Here is a 15,696-nt window from a genome sequence, read left to right as displayed (position 1 = left end):
GTCGTCTAGTGGCGACGCTGGTTGTTTCCACCCGTTCTGCCACGATTTTGTCCACCATTTTGAGGCTTATGGCGACGAGGACGAGGCTTAGGAGTAGGAAAATCAGTTAATAATGCATCTTGATTATATTTACTTACCGGCAAGGCATGTTCAATATAGGTTTCGATTGGAGGTAAGTTAAAAACATAGCCTTCACATGCGAAACTAATAGCATGACCTGTTGCACCAGCACGGCCAGTACGGCCTATACGATGTACATAATCTTCACAATCATCAGGTAAATCATAATTAAATACATGACTTACGCTAGGAATATGCAAACCGCGCGCGGCTACATCAGTGGCAACTAAGATATCTAATTCACCGGCACTAAATTGTTCAAGAATTTTTAAACGTTTCTTCTGAGGTACATCGCCAGTTAATAAACCAACGCGGATGTTATCAATTTCTAAATGTGAATAAACTTTTTCACAAACATGCTTGGTATTGGCAAAGATGATCGCTTTTTCAGGCCATTCTTCTTCAATTAATGTTTGTAACAAAGCCATTTTATCTTCGTTAGAAGGATAAAATAATTCTTCAGAAATTCGAGTGTTTGTTTTTTGTTCTGGCGCGATTTCAACACTTTCTGGCTCATTCATGTGTTCAAATGCAAGTTCTTTTACACGAAAAGATAAGGTTGCTGAAAATAACATGCTTAAACGTGCTGTGGCGGCAGGCATACGATTAAACATATATCTGATATCTTTAATGAAACCTAGATCAAACATTCGGTCGGCTTCATCAAGCACAACAACTTCAATATTGTTTAGGTTATAAATACCTTGTTTCATGTAATCGAGCAAACGACCACAGGTACCAATAAGAATATCTACACCAGCTTCAAGCTCTAAGCGCTGGCTTTCATAGCCTTCACCACCATAAACTACGCCTAAGCGTAAGCCGGTGCTTTTTGCCATTTCTTTAGCATCACGGTGAATTTGTACCGCTAATTCACGTGTTGGTGCCATGATTAAGGCACGAGGTTGATTATGCTTTGGATCTGGCTTTTGTAATAAGTGATGAAAGGTTGCAGCTAAAAAGGCGATTGTTTTACCTTCGCCTGTTTGTGCTTGGCCTGCAATATCAGTACCTTTCAATAAAATGGGTAAAGATTGCTCTTGAATTGAAGTGCAATACTCAAAGCCCATAGCGTCAAGACCTGCGACAACTTTAGTGTCGAGGTTAAGTTCAGAGAACTTAGTTTCAGTTAAGTGTGTTTTATTCATGCGCACAGCTTAACAGGTTATATAGTTAATAAAAAACGGTATCGAGTAAATGTATTCATAAATACTCAATTAATGTTAGAAATAGCCAACAGTTATAAGATCAAAGTTGGTAATTCATAATGATGGCGTTATAATCCCTATCAATTGGCATAATGCCACCATTTAACGGAGATAGAAATGAGCGATAGAATTGTTCAGTTAACAGACGACAGTTTTGATACTGACGTAATTACCGCCTCAGGCCTTATATTAGTCGATTTTTGGGCTGAATGGTGTGGTCCTTGTAAAATGATTGCACCTTTATTAAATGACATTGCAGAAGAATATGCAGGTCAAGTAACTGTTGGTAAATTAAATATCGATCAAAATTCAATTACTCCACCTAAATACGGTATTCGTGGTATTCCTACGTTATTGTTATTTAAAGATGGCGCAGTCGCTGATACTAAGGTCGGCGCATTATCTAAAACTCAATTAAAAGAGTTTATTGATAATAATTTATAAGTTTTCAAAAAAAGGTTCGTATTTACGAGCCTTTTTTGTATATATTAGCTTATTAATTAAAGAAGAAAGCCATAGATCAAATTTTGATCCTTTACCTGATTAAATTTTAGTGCTAAATTTAGCTTTCTAATGAACCACATTTCAAACCAAACTCCAATTTCAATGATGCCAACAGGCAAACTCACTTCAATATAAATAGTTAAAGAACCCCACTATGAACCTGATCGAACTTAAAGAAAAACCAATAAGCGAACTTGTCGAGCTTGCCGCATCTATGAAGCTTGATAATTTAGGCCGCAATCGTAAACAAGACATAATTTTTGCTATATTAAATGCCCATGCCGAAAACGATAATGATATTTTTGGTGGCGGTGTTCTAGAAATTTTACAAGACGGCTTTGGTTTTTTGCGTTCTTCAGACTCCTCATACCTAGCGGGACCTGATGATATTTATGTTTCACCGAGTCAAATTCGCCGTTTCAGTATGCGTACCGGAGATACTATTCACGGAAAAATTCGTCCACCTAAAAAAGGTGAACGTTATTTCGCGTTATTAAAAGTAGCAGAAGTTAATTTCGACAAGCCAGAAAATGTTCGCAACAAAATACTCTTTGAAAATTTAACCCCAATTCATCCTGATGAACGCTTAATTATGGAACGTGGTAATGGTTCAACTGAAGATATTACCGCACGTGTTTTAGATTTGGCTTCTCCAATTGGTAAAGGGCAACGTGGTTTAATTGTTGCTCCACCGAAAGCGGGTAAAACATTATTACTACAAAATATTGCGCAAAGTATTGCTCATAACCATCCTGATGCCGAGTTAATGGTATTGCTTATCGATGAACGTCCAGAAGAAGTAACAGAGATGCAGCGCTTGGTAAAAGGCGAAGTTATTGCATCAACGTTCGATGAACCAGCAAACCGCCATGTACAAGTAGCTGAAATGGTTATTGAAAAAGCGAAGCGTTTAGTTGAACATAAAAAAGATGTTGTTATTTTACTTGACTCAATCACACGTTTAGCTCGAGCTTATAATACGGTTATTCCATCATCAGGTAAAATTCTTACCGGTGGTGTTGATGCCAATGCTTTACACCGTCCAAAACGCTTTTTTGGTGCCGCGCGTAATATTGAGCACGGTGGTAGTTTAACGATTATAGCGACAGCTCTAGTTGAAACCGGCTCTAAAATGGACGAAGTTATTTACGAAGAGTTTAAAGGTACCGGTAACATGGAATTACACCTTTCTCGTAAAGTGTCTGAAAAGCGCGTTTTCCCGGCGATTAATATTAATCGTAGTGGTACTCGTCGTGAAGAATTGATCACTAAACCTGCAGAATTACAGAAAATGTGGATTTTACGTAAAATTGTTCATGAAATGGACGAAGTCGGTGCAATTGAGTTTCTTATCGATAAACTAGCAATGACTAAAACGAATAACGAATTCTTTGATTCTATGAAACGTAAATAGTTTATTGGTCGCTTATGCACATCTGTGTGATTGCGAGATCCTGTACATAAACGCCAGCGTTAGCAATAACAGCTGGCGTTTTTGCTTAAAACATTGTCAAACTATTAAGTGGAAGAGTGATTTAAATTTATGAAATATAGTGACTTAAGAGATTTTATAAAACAGTTAGAAAAAATAGGCCAGCTCAAGCGTATTCCCCAGCCTATTTCTACAGATTTAACGATGACCGAAATCAGTGACCGTACGCTACGTGCTCAGGGGCCAGCGTTATTATTTGAAAACCCCGTTGACAAAAATGGTGTACCACATGGGATGCCAGTACTAACTAATTTGTTTGGTACGCCTGATCGTGTTGCTTTGGCTATGGGACAACCTAATGTACGTGCTTTACGTGATGTTGGTAAATTACTTGCCATGTTAAAAGAGCCTGAACCTCCTAAAGGTTTTCGTGATGCGATTAGTAAAATTCCGGTTTATAAGCAAGTCCTAAATATGCCGGTAAAAATGATTAAAAAGCCGTTGTGTCAGCAAGTTATTGTTGAGGGTGCCGATGTAGATTTAAATAAACTACCTATTCAAAAATGTTGGCCAGGAGATGTTGCTCCTTTAATTACTTGGGGGTTAACGGTTACACGAGGTCCTCATAAAGAACGTCAAAATTTAGGTATTTATCGACAGCAATTAATCAGTAAAAATAAAATTATTATGCGTTGGTTATCTCATCGTGGTGGCGCATTAGATTTTCAAGAATTTAAGCAAACTCATCCAGGTGAAAAATACCCTATTTCTGTTGCTTTAGGTGCAGATCCGGCCACTATTTTAGGCGCAGTAACACCTGTTCCTGATACCTTGTCAGAGTATGCTTTTGCTGGCTTACTACGTGGTGCTAAAACAGAAGTGGCTAAATGTATTAGTAACGATTTAGAAGTACCTGCGACTGCTGAGATTATTTTAGAGGGTTATCTAGACCCTGCTGAAGTTGCTCCAGAAGGGCCATACGGTGATCACACCGGTTACTATAATGAGGTTGATAACTTCCCTGTGATGACGGTAACTCATATTACTCATCGTAAAGACCCTATTTATCACAGTACTTATACTGGCCGCCCGCCGGATGAACCCGCCATTTTAGGTGTGGCATTAAATGAGGTGTTTGTGCCTATTTTACAGAAACAATTTCCTGAAATTCAGGATTTCTATCTACCACCTGAAGGTTGTTCATATCGTTTGGCGATTGTTACTATTAAAAAGCAATATGCTGGACATGCAAAACGGGTAATGATGGGTGTTTGGTCTTTTTTACGTCAATTTATGTATACTAAGTTCGTTATTGTTTGTGATGATGATATTAATGCTCGTGATTGGAAAGACGTAATTTGGGCAATGACCACGCGGATGGATCCAAGTCGAGATACGGTATTAATTGAAAATACACCGATTGATTATTTAGACTTTGCATCACCTGTATCTGGTTTAGGTTCAAAAATGGGTATGGATGCAACAAATAAATGGCCAGGTGAAACAAATCGCGAATGGGGTGAACCTATTGTGATGAGCGAAGAAGTTAAAACAGATGTTGATAATATTTGGGATGAACTTAATATATTTCCAACAACTGATAAAAAGAATTAGTAACTGTTATCCTGAACATGTTTTAGGAACTGAATAATGAAAGGTTTAAATAAATGAATAAAATTAAGTGTCAGGTAGAATCATTAACATCTCTGACAGAGTTTGTTTATAAAGTGCTATTAAAGCCAAGTGAGCAAATCGATTTTCAAGCCGGCCAATACTTAAATTTTGTGATGAGTGAGGATGATAAACGTCCATTCTCAATTGCCAGTGCACCCAAGGCTGAATTAATTGAACTACAAATAGGTGCTTCAGGTGCTGACAGTTACCCAATGCAAGTTATTGAACATATTAAAGCCAATAACACCGTTACTGTTGAAATGCCATTAGGTAATGCGCAGCTGCGTAGTGAAAGTGAACGTCCGCTTTTACTTTTAGCGGGTGGTACAGGATTTTCTTATATAAAATCTATGTATGAATTGTTAGCGTCACAAAGGTCATCACGAAAGATTACTGTTTATTGGGGGTTGCGTGATCAAAGTGCTTGTTATGAACTAGAAAAAACGGCTAAGATTATTGCAGGTTTACAAAACGGTACTTTTCACCCAGTTGTAGAGAACCCAGATGATAACTGGCAAGGACAAGTGGGTATGGTTCACCACGTTGTGATGAAAGATATTAAAAATTTAGCCGATTATGATATTTATTTGGCAGGGCGTTTTGATATGGTGGGCGCAGTTCGCACCGACTTTTTAGCGCAAGGCGCCTTAGTTGAACATATGTTTGCTGATGCTTTTGCCTATATTTAATATCAGATAAAGTTTTTAAATGAATGACCGATAAAGCCATCATACCGATGGCTTTTATTATAGAAGAGAAAAATTAATGAGTAAAAATAAGCAGGGTCAAGTATTGCAAAATACTTTAGCAACAGACTTAGGCCGAGGAAAAATCAAAGATAATTTTTTCGCGGCTCTTGTCACATCGAAAGTTTATAAGCTGCAAGTGGTGCAGGCTAAAAAAGGTAAAGGTTCATTCAAACGTGGTAACAAACATCAAGGTAGAGAACCTTATTTAATGAATGCTTAGTACGTTAGTATTTATTAAATAGGGCTTTGTGAAGATAGTCATCATGACGTAGGTACTGATGACTATCTTATTTTTTATAATGACTGACTAGATTAAGTGGCTATTTATTGGTGATTCGATCGATACTTAAACTATCAATTAAAAATCCATGACTCGCCAACCAAGTCGATGCATCTTCAGCATTGGTAAATACTTGCCGTTCATAAGACGCATTGGTATGCGGTATTAGCCTTTCTAGTTGCATTTCTTTGGCAGCGCTCTTTGTGTAAATATGACAATCTTTACTACAACCATTATCCTTGAACCACTGGCAATGTTCTTCGACATGTTTATCAATTGCAGGAACACCGAACTCCCAATCCTCAAAAGAAGAAACAATAGCCCAAGGGCTACCTTTAAGGGGGCTTGCTTTAGCACGAAACTCTTTAGCATAAGCAATTATAGCCTCTTCGTTCCAAGTACTAGAAAACGATTGCACAACAACATTGCCACAAACTTCAATTTTCCATTCTCCGTGAATGCTAAACATAGTGGGCCTCTTTTATTTGATTTTGATATAGGTGTTTAAGTTCAAAATATTTTTAGATTGAGTCTTTTAATATACTGTGTGGGCTACCTACAAATATTTGATAGGGTAAAGGCTCAGCCAGTAAACTTTCGTCGACAGTAAAATCAACGAAGCCACTTTTAGTAAAAAAGTGAGTGAGATCATCTATCGTTACTTTTTCAGTTTGCAAATCAGCCGCTTGATAATAAGCTTTAATACCTTCATCCTCACATTCATCGGCATCAACAAAGAGATGCATAGGCATGCTTAATACCGTAATAGATTGAGCTTTTTGATGATGTTTAACAATTTCTCTAAGCAGGTATTGCCCAATCGCTTGTCTACGATATCGTGGCAGAACACTGATCGCTTCAAGTAAAATATGTGTTTTAGCTTTTTTGGTCTCAGCCGTAATGCTTAATTGTTCACACAAGCCCTGCTCGAGGTTTTGACCTTTAAAATAAAGGTTAAGTGGAATTTCCCAGTCAGTATCTTCGTTGGCTAATAAAGTATAAGAGCCAACAGCATCTCGGTGTTTATTAAGGGTGATTAGCTCAATTTCAGCTTTAGCAATAATATCGCCTTGCTCGTTTTTTACATTGATTTCTTGGCATAATTGCCAATCAAAAGCACCGGCAATTTCAGGTTTTTTAAAGTCGACTGTTAAATTCATTTTTGTTCATTTCCGTTATTTATAGCTAAGGTATTATTCTTAAAATTGTCAATTTGACCTAAAGCTTTATTTAATACTTGATTGGCTTTTTTATATTCGCCTTGCTGCTCTAATACTTGAGAAAAACTGAGTAAATCAATAACATCATATTGTGTATCTGCTAAATTAATCAGGCTATTAAAGGCTTTTTCTGCCATCGGCAGTTGTTGAGATTTTGCGGCTAAATTAGCTAAACAACTTAACCATTTTCCGCTGTGAGGATCATTATGTAACTGTTTTTGAACGGCACCGATTAATTCATCAGTAGCCAAAATAGGTAGCTGGCGAATATTCTTTAAAAAAGTATCATCTGCGCCTTTTTTTATCACGGGTAATAATATTTTATTAAGTGGCTCAGTAATTTTGTGCTCGGCTAATACTCGACAATAAGCCCAGAGAATAACTTCATTATGTTTTAATTTGCGAGTCAGTTTATGCCACCGCTGTGCCAATGAATCGTTATTTTCTTTGCGTATAGTTTCATTAAAAGCACCGTAGAAAGCGCTTGCTTCCCATAGTGCTATTTTTTCATTTGTAATAGCTTTTTGTTTACGGGCTGAAACAAGTTGCTCTATCACATAATCAAAACGTTTTTCTTGCAAGCTTAAGATGATCTCTAAGCTTAATAACCTTGCATCATGACCAATTTGTTTGTGATGTTTATCAATAATACTCCGTGCCTGTGGAAAGTCTTCCTGAGAGATTAATAATTTAATTGTCACGAGTATTGATTCTAAACCAGAGCCTTTAACGCCATTGTCTTCTTGCGCTAATAAAGCTAGATAGTGATTTGTGTTTGATCGCAGCGATTGTTTTGACGATGCTGCAGCAGCCAATAGATAAGACGTATGAGTAAATTTTGAGGGTTCAGCCGCTTTAGCAAACAAATGTTCTGCTTGCTGGTTGTCCTCAAGAATAAAGGCAGCAATACCGCGATTAAAGTCCCTTAAACCTCGACGGCGATTAGCAAAAGCAATTTTGTTCCAGCTGCCAAAACCCAAACGTAGACTGCCACGTACAAGTGTCATCGATAACCCTAAGGCGATAAATAATAGCGTTAACATGATACATGCCATTACTACGGTTGATTCTATGGTTAAATCGCCCATCGCAATTAAGATATAACCTTTTTCATTTATTAGCAGTGGGCTAATAGCAACCGCAGCAAAAAATATTAATATCCACAGTATTAATTTTTTCATTATAAGGCCTCATTTGTGCTGTTAGGCTGTACTTTTGACTCTTGTGGTGCAACTTCTTCAGTTAGTGCTCTAGATGAGCCATTAAGTGCTTTTTCTTTGTCCTCGTGTAATTTATCAGGCATTACTTGAGGCGTTAATTGATCAAGTGTTGGTTTTAAGGGCGTTTCTGCTAGCACTTTACTCATCGCTTTTAGCGATAAAAGCGTACTGGGGTAATCATAAGTGATTATCTTACCTTTTAGTTTTTGAATAGCTTGATAAAAGCTTTGATTTTCAACTTTTTGCATATCAAAGTATTCTGTTAACCATAGTTGAATGTCATTTAAGGTTTGATTATAAATTTTCTGTTTTTTCTCTGTCACTGCCCACTGAGCTAATTGTAACTTTAAGCTAAGGTTTTCAATAAGATTTTGTTGATGTTGTGGCGACATTAATGGCTTTACATTACCGCTACTTCTGCGGACAGTAATAAAATCTGCAAGAATTTTTTGCCATGTTTTTGCAAGATTTTCTCGCCAATCATTGGTGCTTTCAGATAATGTGAAATCACTGCTCTTGTTGTCATTATCTGGAATTTTAACCATAGCCAAGGGTAAGTTTGCCAGTTGTTGACTCATCGCCATTAAGGTCATAACGGTATCTTCGTTGTCTACAACAGGTATTAATGTTAACTGTGCGATGTCTTGACGAATTAATTGGCGAATAGGTAAAAACTGCGGATCTTTAAGTTCTTTGAGGCGCATATCTGCATCTTTTAGCAAGCCAATTGCTGCTCTTGTATCTTGCTCTAGCCACATCGTGCGAGTGGCAATACGAATAAGGTACTCTGCTTCGTGTAATAACCAATCACTGGGTTGATTTTGTGATAATCGTTCAACAGCCTTTTCAAGTTGAGCGATTTTAACTTGGCTGTCTGTTGTTATTGTTGCAATCTCACGGTTTAAACGTTGTGAAAACATGGTTTGTTGCTGAGCAAATAACTGCTTAACTTTTTGCTTACTACTGGCCAAACTTTGTTGGGTTTTTTGCTCACTAGTAGCTAAAATTTGCTGAGTTTGTTGTAATAATTCTGCCTTGCTCTGTGCTTGTTGCTGCATATCCCAGTAATATAAACCGCCGACACCAACACTTGTTGCTAAAGCTATGATTAAGGAAACTACAGCAGTCTTAGATAACTTTTGTTTATTGACCTTTGTATCATTCGTCACCGATGGTTTAGCTTTTTTTTCTGAGGTTTTAATGGCTGGTTTTTTCTCGTTAACCACACTTGAGGCTTTATTTTTTTCGTGGGACTTCTGCTCTTCACTCGAGGATACCGTTGTCGCTGATGCTAGTGAAATAGAAGTTGAAATACCTTGATCTGACTTTTTTTCAGTCGATTTTTTTTCTGAAGTATTTGACTCGTTTAGCTTTTTATCAGTCATTATTTTTTCCATATGAAGTGATTGCACTAAGCATGGCTTGATCATTAGCACCGTTAGCATTAATGATATTGAGTAACCCTAGTTGTTTCGCTTGTTCGGCAATGCGCTTACTAGCGACAATCCATAAACAAGTGGTTTGCCAATAACTCTCTGAATGCTTTATTAAGTGTACTATGCTTTCTAGCAAAGCGTTACTGGTGATGACAATACAATTTATTTGTTGATTTCGCCATTGTTGAACCTGTCTTTGCGTGACGGTAAGCCAGACTTTTTTATAGCTTTCTAAATAGTGAACCTTGGCGCCTCGCAAGGTGAGTTGCTGGGCAATATGCTCTCGACCACCGTCACCACGAACAATAATAATGGTTTCGCCACTGATTTTTTTTTCATCGAGTATATTAAGTGTTAATAAACCTTCGCTGGTATGAAGTTCAGGGGAAACCGCACTAAGCCCTTTTGCTTTTAAAGCGTTTAGTGTTGAGCTACCGATAGCAATCACGCGTTTTTGTTGCCATTGAGAAAAATTAACAGCGCAATGAGCAAACTCGACCGCAGCGACACTGACAAAAATAACAATGGCTTGAGGATATTGTTTGATGAGCTTTTTAGTGGTGATTTTACAAGCAAGTGATTGATAATCAAAGAACGGTTGGCAGTGACTGTCAATGCCAATACTTTTTAACTGTTGCGCTAAAGCACGTCCTGCTTTTTCAGGACGTGTGATTAAAACGTGTGTGTTACTGTTGTGCATAAACCTGACGCAATATTTTATCAGCGCCTTTTTCAAGGAGTTGCTCAGCCAGTATATTACCTAGTTGTTCTGCATCTTTACTTTCACCGGTTATTTCACTGGTGAGTATTTCACTACCGTCAGTTGCTCCCACTAGACCACGTAAAAAAACTTGACCATTGTTTTGAATGACAGCATAGCTCCCAATAGGGACTTGGCAACCACCTTCTAAAGCACGGTTCATCGCTCGTTCTGCTAACACCCGAATACGGGTAGTTTCACAACCTAATGGTGCAAGTAAAGCTTTAAGGGCTTCATCGTTGGTTCTACATTCAATACCCACAGCACCTTGTCCGTTTGCTGGCAACATGACCTCGGGTTCAATAAACTCTTGAATTCGTTCAGGCATTGCCAAACGTATTAATCCTGCTGCAGCAAGTATAATGGCATCATATTCGCCATTATCTAATTTTTTTAAACGGGTATTTACGTTACCGCGTAAATCACGAATGTCTAAATCTGGGCGCATGGCTTTAATTTGGCATTGACGACGTAAACTTGAAGTACCAACAACAGCACCTTGTGGCAGTTCGGCTAAACTGTTAATGGTATTAGAAACAAAGGCATCACGGGGGTCTTCACGTGGACAAATCACTTCTAAACCTAGCCCTTCAGGAAATTCTACCGGGACATCTTTCATTGAATGAACCGCGATGTCAGCACGGTCTTCTAACATGGCAACTTCGAGTTCTTTAACAAATAAACCTTTACCACCGACCTTGGCTAAAGGTGTATCTAAAATAATATCGCCTTTGGTGGTCATGGGAACAAGTTCAACAATAATGCCCGCGTGGAAATGCTCTAATTGTGCTTTTACATATTCGGCTTGCCATAAAGCGAGTGCACTTTTACGTGTGGCAATGCGTACAGTTGTTGTGCTCATTAAATTATCCTGCGCTAATAGTTATTTCGGTGTCGGCCTGAATACTGATCGCTTTTGATAAGAATTGCCAAAGTTCGCCACCACCACGTTTGTCTGTCCATTGGCTATCTTCACACTGAAAATGATGACCATTAAATTTAGTTGCTACCCATATTTCCTGCAAGGGTGCTTGTTTATTAATGATGACTTTGCTACCACTTTTAAAGGTCAGAGTTAGCATGCCACCCACACCTTCATAATCAATGTCGGTACCACAATCTTCAATGGCTTCTTCTATTTGAAGAATAATTTCATCGGCAAGTAAATTGTATTGGCTGTCGTTCATTAATGCTTCCTTTTCTAGCGCAATGAAATTTATTCATCTTTGCTAGCTATTTGTTGGTCATGGGATTATAAAACGTCTATCATGATAAAAAAATCGAATAAATCAAGTATGCGTAAACAAAATTCAATTATTTTAGCGTTTTTTATTATACCAGTGCTTTTAAGTGGATGTGGAATTAAAGGTCCACTAACGCAAAAATCTGTGCAAGTAAAAGTACAGCAGCAAACCGAGCACGCTAATACACAGCCAAAACCAAACTCACCAGCACCAAAATCGCAGGAAAATTAATCGTGGATTTTTTCAATTACAAAAATACTTCACTGTATGCTGAAGATTGTGCCGTTACTCAACTTGTTAAGCAACATGGTACGCCGTTATATATATATTCACGAGCGACTATTGAGCGCCACTGGCATGCGTTTGACCAAGCGGCTGGTGATAAACCACATTTAGTGTGTTATGCGGTGAAAGCCAACAGTAACATTGCCGTACTCAACGTGATGGCACGTTTAGGTAGTGGTTTTGACATTGTTTCAAAAGGTGAACTTGCTCGTGTATTACAAGCTGGCGGTGATGCCCGCAAAGTGGTGTTTTCGGGCGTTGGCAAAAAATCAGATGAGATTGCTTTTGCACTAGAAAAGGGTATCTACTGTTTCAATGTTGAATCAGCTGCAGAATTAACGCGTATTCAGCAGGTAGCCGAGCGGATGAAAATAACTGCACCGGTCTCTTTAAGAGTAAACCCTGATGTAGATGCTGGTACGCATCCTTATATATCGACAGGCTTAAAAGAAAATAAATTTGGTATTAGTATTGATGATGCCTTTGAGCTTTACCAACACGCCAATAGTTTATCAAATATTGCTGTAAAGGGTATTGATTGCCATATTGGTTCGCAGTTAACTGAAGTACAACCCTTTTTAGACGCACTTGATCGAGTACTCGCACTTGTTGACCGCCTCGCAGAGGTAAATATTAGTTTATCACATATCGATGTTGGCGGCGGTTTAGGCGTATGTTATAACAACGAAACACCACCTCACCCTAACGAATACGCGAAAGCGATTGCGGATAAGTTAGCCGATCGTGATATTACACTGATTTATGAGCCCGGTCGTGCCATTATGGCTAATGCTGGAATTTTAGTGACCGAAGTTGAATTACTTAAAACGAATCAAGATAGGCATTTTGCGATTGTTGATGCTGCAATGAATGATTTAATTCGTCCGTCGCTTTATCAAGCATGGCAAGCGATTATCGAAGTTGAAAAAAATGAAGTCACCAGTAAAAAAACTTACGACATTGTTGGTCCTATTTGTGAAACCGGTGATTTTTTGGGTAAAGCTCGAGAACTAAGTATCGTGGCTGGTGATCTCTTAGCGATACGTTCATCGGGTGCCTATGGTTTTTCGATGAGTTCAAATTATAATAGTCGTCCAAAAGCGGCTGAAATTATGGTTGATGGTGAAAAAAATCATTTGATCCGTGCTCGGGAAACACTTGAGCAATTATGGCAAGGCGAGTCTTTGTTACCAAAATAAGTATTAAATTGAATATGGGAAGTAAATGTTAGTTAATTTTTCAAAAATGCACGGTTTAGGTAACGACTTCCTAGTACTAGACAATGTTACCCAGAATGTTTATTTGTCTAATGAGCAAATAAAGCAGTTATCCGATCGTAATTTCGGTGTCGGTTTTGATCAAGTGTTAGTGGTTGAGCCACCGTACGATCCCGATTTAGATTTTCATTATCGCATCTTTAATGCCGACGGTAGTGAAGTTGGGCAGTGTGGCAATGGTGCTCGTTGTTTTGCTAAATTTGTGCGTTTAAAAGGCTTAACAAATAAAAATAAAATTAAGGTGTCGACACAGTCAGGCAAGATGACCTTATTTGTTGAACGTGATGGTAACGTTTCAGTGAATATGCCAACACCTAAGTTTGAACCAAGCCAAATTCCATTTACTGCCCAAAAAGTAGAAGGTACTTACATTCTTCGCAGTGATGAAGACACCGTATTGTGTGGCGTGGTTTCTTTAGGTAATCCACATTGTGTGTTGACAGTTGACTCGGTTGATGAGGCTCCTGTTGAGACGTTAGGTAAAGCTTTGTCACATCACGAACGCTTTCCCCAGCAAGTGAACGTTGGCTTTATGGAAATTGTTGCCCCTGACTATATTAAACTTCGTGTTTATGAACGTGGTTCCGCTGAAACGTTAGCCTGTGGTAGTGGTGCTTGTGCAGCGGTAGTTATTGGCCAAATACAAAATAAATTAGGTCGAGATGTTACGGTGGAATTACCGGGCGGTAAGTTAAAGATTTATTGGAAAGGACCGGGTAATTCAGTCAAAATGACCGGCCCAGCCGTACATGTATTTGACGGGCAATTAAATTTATAATCGGCATAAAGTTAGCTTATTTAACTATTCAAGATATAGAGAATTAATTTGAACGACTCAACCCCAATACAATTAGATGAAGTAAGTTTAACCGATGATCTCATTGTTGATTACTTACATGATAACCCTGAATTTTTTAATCGTAATCCTGAGCTGATCACTAGCCTTCGTTTATCCGATGTTCATCGTGGCACAGTCTCGTTAGTGCAAAGACAACAAAGCCAGCAACGTCAAAAAATTCATGGTCTAGAAGAAGAAATCACTCAACTTATGGCGATAGCTAACCATAATGAACAGCTTTTTGCTTTGTATAGCGACTTATATTTACGCTTATTAGATTGTAGCTCCGCGACTGAGTTGCTTGATTGTTTGTACCAAGCCACCACTGAATTATTGTCATTATCGGGTTTAAAAGTCTGGTTAAAAGAAAATACTGAGGTTAGCCATGCTAGCATCGTTAAAAACGATTGTGCAGGGGTGATGAATAATCGTTTATCCAAAGATGATTATTATTTTGGCCGCTTACAAAAAAGCGAGCAAGAACTTATTTTTTCGCAACATCAAGAAGGCTCTGTGGTCTTAATTAAGCTAAACCATATTAATGATGACATTGGCTTTATAGCCATAAGCAGTGCCGACGCCGACCACTTTGATCCACGCATGGATACTTTATTGCTTAGTCAATTTAGAAAGCTGGTGGCAAAATTACTTTTTCAACAACTGTATAAATAACACAAACAATGAAATTTTATCGTCGCTTAACCCCTTTCCAAGCCATTAGTTTTGACCTTGATGATACCCTGTATAGTAATTATCCGGTAATGATGGCAACAGATGCCAAAATGGTTGCTTATTTTTCGGCACTTTTCTCATTACAGACAATTGCCACTCATGCGACAAAAAACATTATTTTTGATTATCGCTTTTGGTCGCCTTTTCGCGAGCAAGCTATAGCAGCGAACCCACAATTAATACACCATATGGGTGATATGCGTTTAGCCACTTACACCTTAGGTATGAAGGTATTGGGTTTAGCTGATGACATTGCCAATGACCAAGCACAAAAAGCGTTAGATTATTTTGTCCAACAACGCAGCGATTTTGTTGTGCCAGAAGCGGTGCATCAATTATTACAAAGCCTACAAAAAAAATATCCCTTGGTGGCCATCAGTAACGGCAATGTTGATACAGATAAAATAGGTATTTCAGCTTATTTTAGCTATCGATTTCATGCCGGTGATTTATCAACGACAGCTTTAAATAAAAATCAACGACTACGACAAAAGCCCGCAGCAGATATGTTTGCTGAAGCTTGCGAAAAATTAATAATAAAACCGTCACAACTACTACATGTTGGTGATTGTGGCCGCTCTGATATTCTAGGTGCTATCGATGCAGGCTGCCAAACCGCATGGATTTCTTGCTATGACGTTGGTAAACCACTAACTGTTCTACCTAATATTGAGTTAGCAGATATTAGCGAATTGTGTCACTTGTTATAATTTCATC

The 15,696-nt window shown here is 38.3% G+C and carries 18 protein-coding genes; 10 read left to right on the top strand and 8 right to left on the bottom strand.

Going from position 1 to position 15,696, the window contains the following annotated elements; translation table 11 throughout:
* Window positions 1–5: 5 nt before the first annotated feature.
* On the bottom strand, window positions 6–1,268 hold the full coding sequence (rhlB, locus tag H4J67_RS06775) for an ATP-dependent RNA helicase RhlB (RefSeq protein ID WP_070375343.1): 1,263 nt from the start codon (window positions 1,266–1,268) through the stop codon (window positions 6–8).
* A gap of 177 nt (window positions 1,269–1,445) precedes the next feature.
* Between rhlB and trxA the strand changes: the two genes are divergently transcribed.
* The 5 genes from trxA (at window position 1,446) to arfA (ending at window position 5,907) form a co-directional block, all read left to right on the top strand.
* Window positions 1,446–1,772, top strand: a complete 327-nt coding sequence (gene trxA / locus H4J67_RS06770) for a thioredoxin TrxA (protein WP_070375344.1) — start codon at window positions 1,446–1,448, stop codon at window positions 1,770–1,772.
* Window positions 1,773–1,986: 214 nt separating this feature from the next.
* On the top strand, window positions 1,987–3,246 hold the full coding sequence (rho, locus tag H4J67_RS06765) for a transcription termination factor Rho (protein WP_070375345.1): 1,260 nt from the start codon (window positions 1,987–1,989) through the stop codon (window positions 3,244–3,246).
* A 129-nt stretch (window positions 3,247–3,375) separates the two neighbouring features.
* On the top strand, window positions 3,376–4,878 hold the full coding sequence (gene ubiD / locus H4J67_RS06760; RefSeq protein WP_182175939.1) for a 4-hydroxy-3-polyprenylbenzoate decarboxylase: 1,503 nt from the start codon (window positions 3,376–3,378) through the stop codon (window positions 4,876–4,878).
* 53 nt (window positions 4,879–4,931) lie between these two features.
* A complete protein-coding gene (gene fre, locus H4J67_RS06755; protein WP_182175940.1) occupies window positions 4,932–5,627 on the top strand; it encodes an NAD(P)H-flavin reductase in 696 nt (231 codons plus the stop codon).
* Between the two features lie 76 nt (window positions 5,628–5,703).
* Complete coding sequence (gene arfA / locus H4J67_RS06750) at window positions 5,704–5,907, top strand: alternative ribosome rescue factor ArfA (RefSeq protein ID WP_182175941.1); 204 nt, start codon at window positions 5,704–5,706, stop codon at window positions 5,905–5,907.
* Window positions 5,908–6,007: 100 nt separating this feature from the next.
* Here arfA and H4J67_RS06745 read toward each other — a convergent pair whose 3' ends face one another.
* From H4J67_RS06745 to cyaY, 7 genes are read right to left on the bottom strand one after another with little or no spacing between them, the layout of a single operon-like run.
* Window positions 6,008–6,436, bottom strand: a complete 429-nt coding sequence (locus H4J67_RS06745) for a hypothetical protein (protein ID WP_182175985.1) — start codon at window positions 6,434–6,436, stop codon at window positions 6,008–6,010.
* Window positions 6,437–6,488: 52 nt separating this feature from the next.
* Window positions 6,489–7,127: a hypothetical protein gene (locus tag H4J67_RS06740; RefSeq protein ID WP_182175942.1), complete on the bottom strand. Its 639-nt coding sequence runs from the start codon at window positions 7,125–7,127 to the stop codon at window positions 6,489–6,491.
* A complete protein-coding gene (locus tag H4J67_RS06735) occupies window positions 7,124–8,368 on the bottom strand; it encodes a heme biosynthesis HemY N-terminal domain-containing protein (protein WP_182175943.1) in 1,245 nt (414 codons plus the stop codon). Before H4J67_RS06735 ends, H4J67_RS06740 begins: the two co-directional genes overlap by 4 nt.
* Complete coding sequence (locus H4J67_RS06730; protein WP_182175944.1) at window positions 8,368–9,792, bottom strand: uroporphyrinogen-III C-methyltransferase; 1,425 nt, start codon at window positions 9,790–9,792, stop codon at window positions 8,368–8,370. Before H4J67_RS06730 ends, H4J67_RS06735 begins: the two co-directional genes overlap by 1 nt.
* Window positions 9,785–10,543, bottom strand: a complete 759-nt coding sequence (locus tag H4J67_RS06725) for a uroporphyrinogen-III synthase (protein ID WP_182175945.1) — start codon at window positions 10,541–10,543, stop codon at window positions 9,785–9,787. Before H4J67_RS06725 ends, H4J67_RS06730 begins: the two co-directional genes overlap by 8 nt.
* A complete protein-coding gene (gene hemC, locus H4J67_RS06720; protein ID WP_182175946.1) occupies window positions 10,530–11,465 on the bottom strand; it encodes a hydroxymethylbilane synthase in 936 nt (311 codons plus the stop codon). The genes H4J67_RS06725 and hemC overlap by 14 nt, the downstream gene beginning before the upstream one ends.
* Before the next feature lie 4 nt (window positions 11,466–11,469).
* Window positions 11,470–11,790, bottom strand: coding sequence for an iron donor protein CyaY (gene cyaY, locus H4J67_RS06715; RefSeq protein WP_182175947.1), 321 nt, complete (start codon window positions 11,788–11,790; stop codon window positions 11,470–11,472).
* Window positions 11,791–11,871: 81 nt separating this feature from the next.
* Here cyaY and H4J67_RS06710 point away from each other — a divergent pair, with 81 nt between their 5' ends.
* Genes H4J67_RS06710 through H4J67_RS06690 form a run of 5 tightly spaced genes read left to right on the top strand, consistent with a single transcriptional unit; the run spans window position 11,872 to window position 15,689 of the window.
* A complete protein-coding gene (locus H4J67_RS06710) occupies window positions 11,872–12,078 on the top strand; it encodes a lipoprotein (protein WP_182175948.1) in 207 nt (68 codons plus the stop codon).
* A 2-nt stretch (window positions 12,079–12,080) separates the two neighbouring features.
* Window positions 12,081–13,331: a diaminopimelate decarboxylase gene (gene lysA, locus H4J67_RS06705; protein WP_182203242.1), complete on the top strand. Its 1,251-nt coding sequence runs from the start codon at window positions 12,081–12,083 to the stop codon at window positions 13,329–13,331.
* 25 nt (window positions 13,332–13,356) lie between these two features.
* The gene (gene dapF / locus H4J67_RS06700; protein WP_182175950.1) at window positions 13,357–14,187 is read left to right on the top strand and encodes a diaminopimelate epimerase; all 831 of its coding nucleotides are present in this window, start codon (window positions 13,357–13,359) and stop codon (window positions 14,185–14,187) included.
* A 48-nt stretch (window positions 14,188–14,235) separates the two neighbouring features.
* Window positions 14,236–14,919: a DUF484 family protein gene (locus H4J67_RS06695; RefSeq protein WP_182175951.1), complete on the top strand. Its 684-nt coding sequence runs from the start codon at window positions 14,236–14,238 to the stop codon at window positions 14,917–14,919.
* A gap of 8 nt (window positions 14,920–14,927) precedes the next feature.
* Entirely contained in the window at window positions 14,928–15,689 is a 762-nt protein-coding gene (locus H4J67_RS06690) for an HAD-IA family hydrolase (RefSeq protein WP_182175952.1), read from the top strand.
* Window positions 15,690–15,696: the final 7 nt, after the last annotated feature.

Origin of the sequence: Colwellia sp. BRX10-4 (assembly GCF_014077465.1) — a bacterium.
In the GTDB taxonomy this organism is placed as follows: Bacteria; Pseudomonadota; Gammaproteobacteria; order Enterobacterales; family Alteromonadaceae; genus Colwellia_A.
Note: the sequence above shows the minus strand (reverse complement) of the source record. Positions and strands in the feature narration are given on the sequence as shown.

Excerpts from the sequence above, each read along its gene's own strand:
- rhlB (WP_070375343.1), bottom strand. The coding sequence starts at position 1,268 with ATGAATAAAACACACTTAACTGAAACTAAGTTCTCTGAACTTAACCTC.
- trxA (WP_070375344.1), top strand. The coding sequence starts at position 1,446 with ATGAGCGATAGAATTGTTCAGTTAACAGACGACAGTTTTGATACTGAC.
- rho (WP_070375345.1), top strand. The coding sequence starts at position 1,987 with ATGAACCTGATCGAACTTAAAGAAAAACCAATAAGCGAACTTGTCGAG.
- ubiD (WP_182175939.1), top strand. The coding sequence starts at position 3,376 with ATGAAATATAGTGACTTAAGAGATTTTATAAAACAGTTAGAAAAAATA.
- fre (WP_182175940.1), top strand. The coding sequence starts at position 4,932 with ATGAATAAAATTAAGTGTCAGGTAGAATCATTAACATCTCTGACAGAG.
- arfA (WP_182175941.1), top strand. The coding sequence starts at position 5,704 with ATGAGTAAAAATAAGCAGGGTCAAGTATTGCAAAATACTTTAGCAACA.
- H4J67_RS06745 (WP_182175985.1), bottom strand. The coding sequence starts at position 6,436 with ATGTTTAGCATTCACGGAGAATGGAAAATTGAAGTTTGTGGCAATGTT.
- H4J67_RS06740 (WP_182175942.1), bottom strand. The coding sequence starts at position 7,127 with ATGAATTTAACAGTCGACTTTAAAAAACCTGAAATTGCCGGTGCTTTT.
- H4J67_RS06735 (WP_182175943.1), bottom strand. The coding sequence starts at position 8,368 with ATGAAAAAATTAATACTGTGGATATTAATATTTTTTGCTGCGGTTGCT.
- H4J67_RS06730 (WP_182175944.1), bottom strand. The coding sequence starts at position 9,792 with ATGACTGATAAAAAGCTAAACGAGTCAAATACTTCAGAAAAAAAATCG.
- H4J67_RS06725 (WP_182175945.1), bottom strand. The coding sequence starts at position 10,543 with ATGCACAACAGTAACACACACGTTTTAATCACACGTCCTGAAAAAGCA.
- hemC (WP_182175946.1), bottom strand. The coding sequence starts at position 11,465 with ATGAGCACAACAACTGTACGCATTGCCACACGTAAAAGTGCACTCGCT.
- cyaY (WP_182175947.1), bottom strand. The coding sequence starts at position 11,790 with ATGAACGACAGCCAATACAATTTACTTGCCGATGAAATTATTCTTCAA.
- H4J67_RS06710 (WP_182175948.1), top strand. The coding sequence starts at position 11,872 with ATGATAAAAAAATCGAATAAATCAAGTATGCGTAAACAAAATTCAATT.
- dapF (WP_182175950.1), top strand. The coding sequence starts at position 13,357 with ATGTTAGTTAATTTTTCAAAAATGCACGGTTTAGGTAACGACTTCCTA.
- H4J67_RS06690 (WP_182175952.1), top strand. The coding sequence starts at position 14,928 with ATGAAATTTTATCGTCGCTTAACCCCTTTCCAAGCCATTAGTTTTGAC.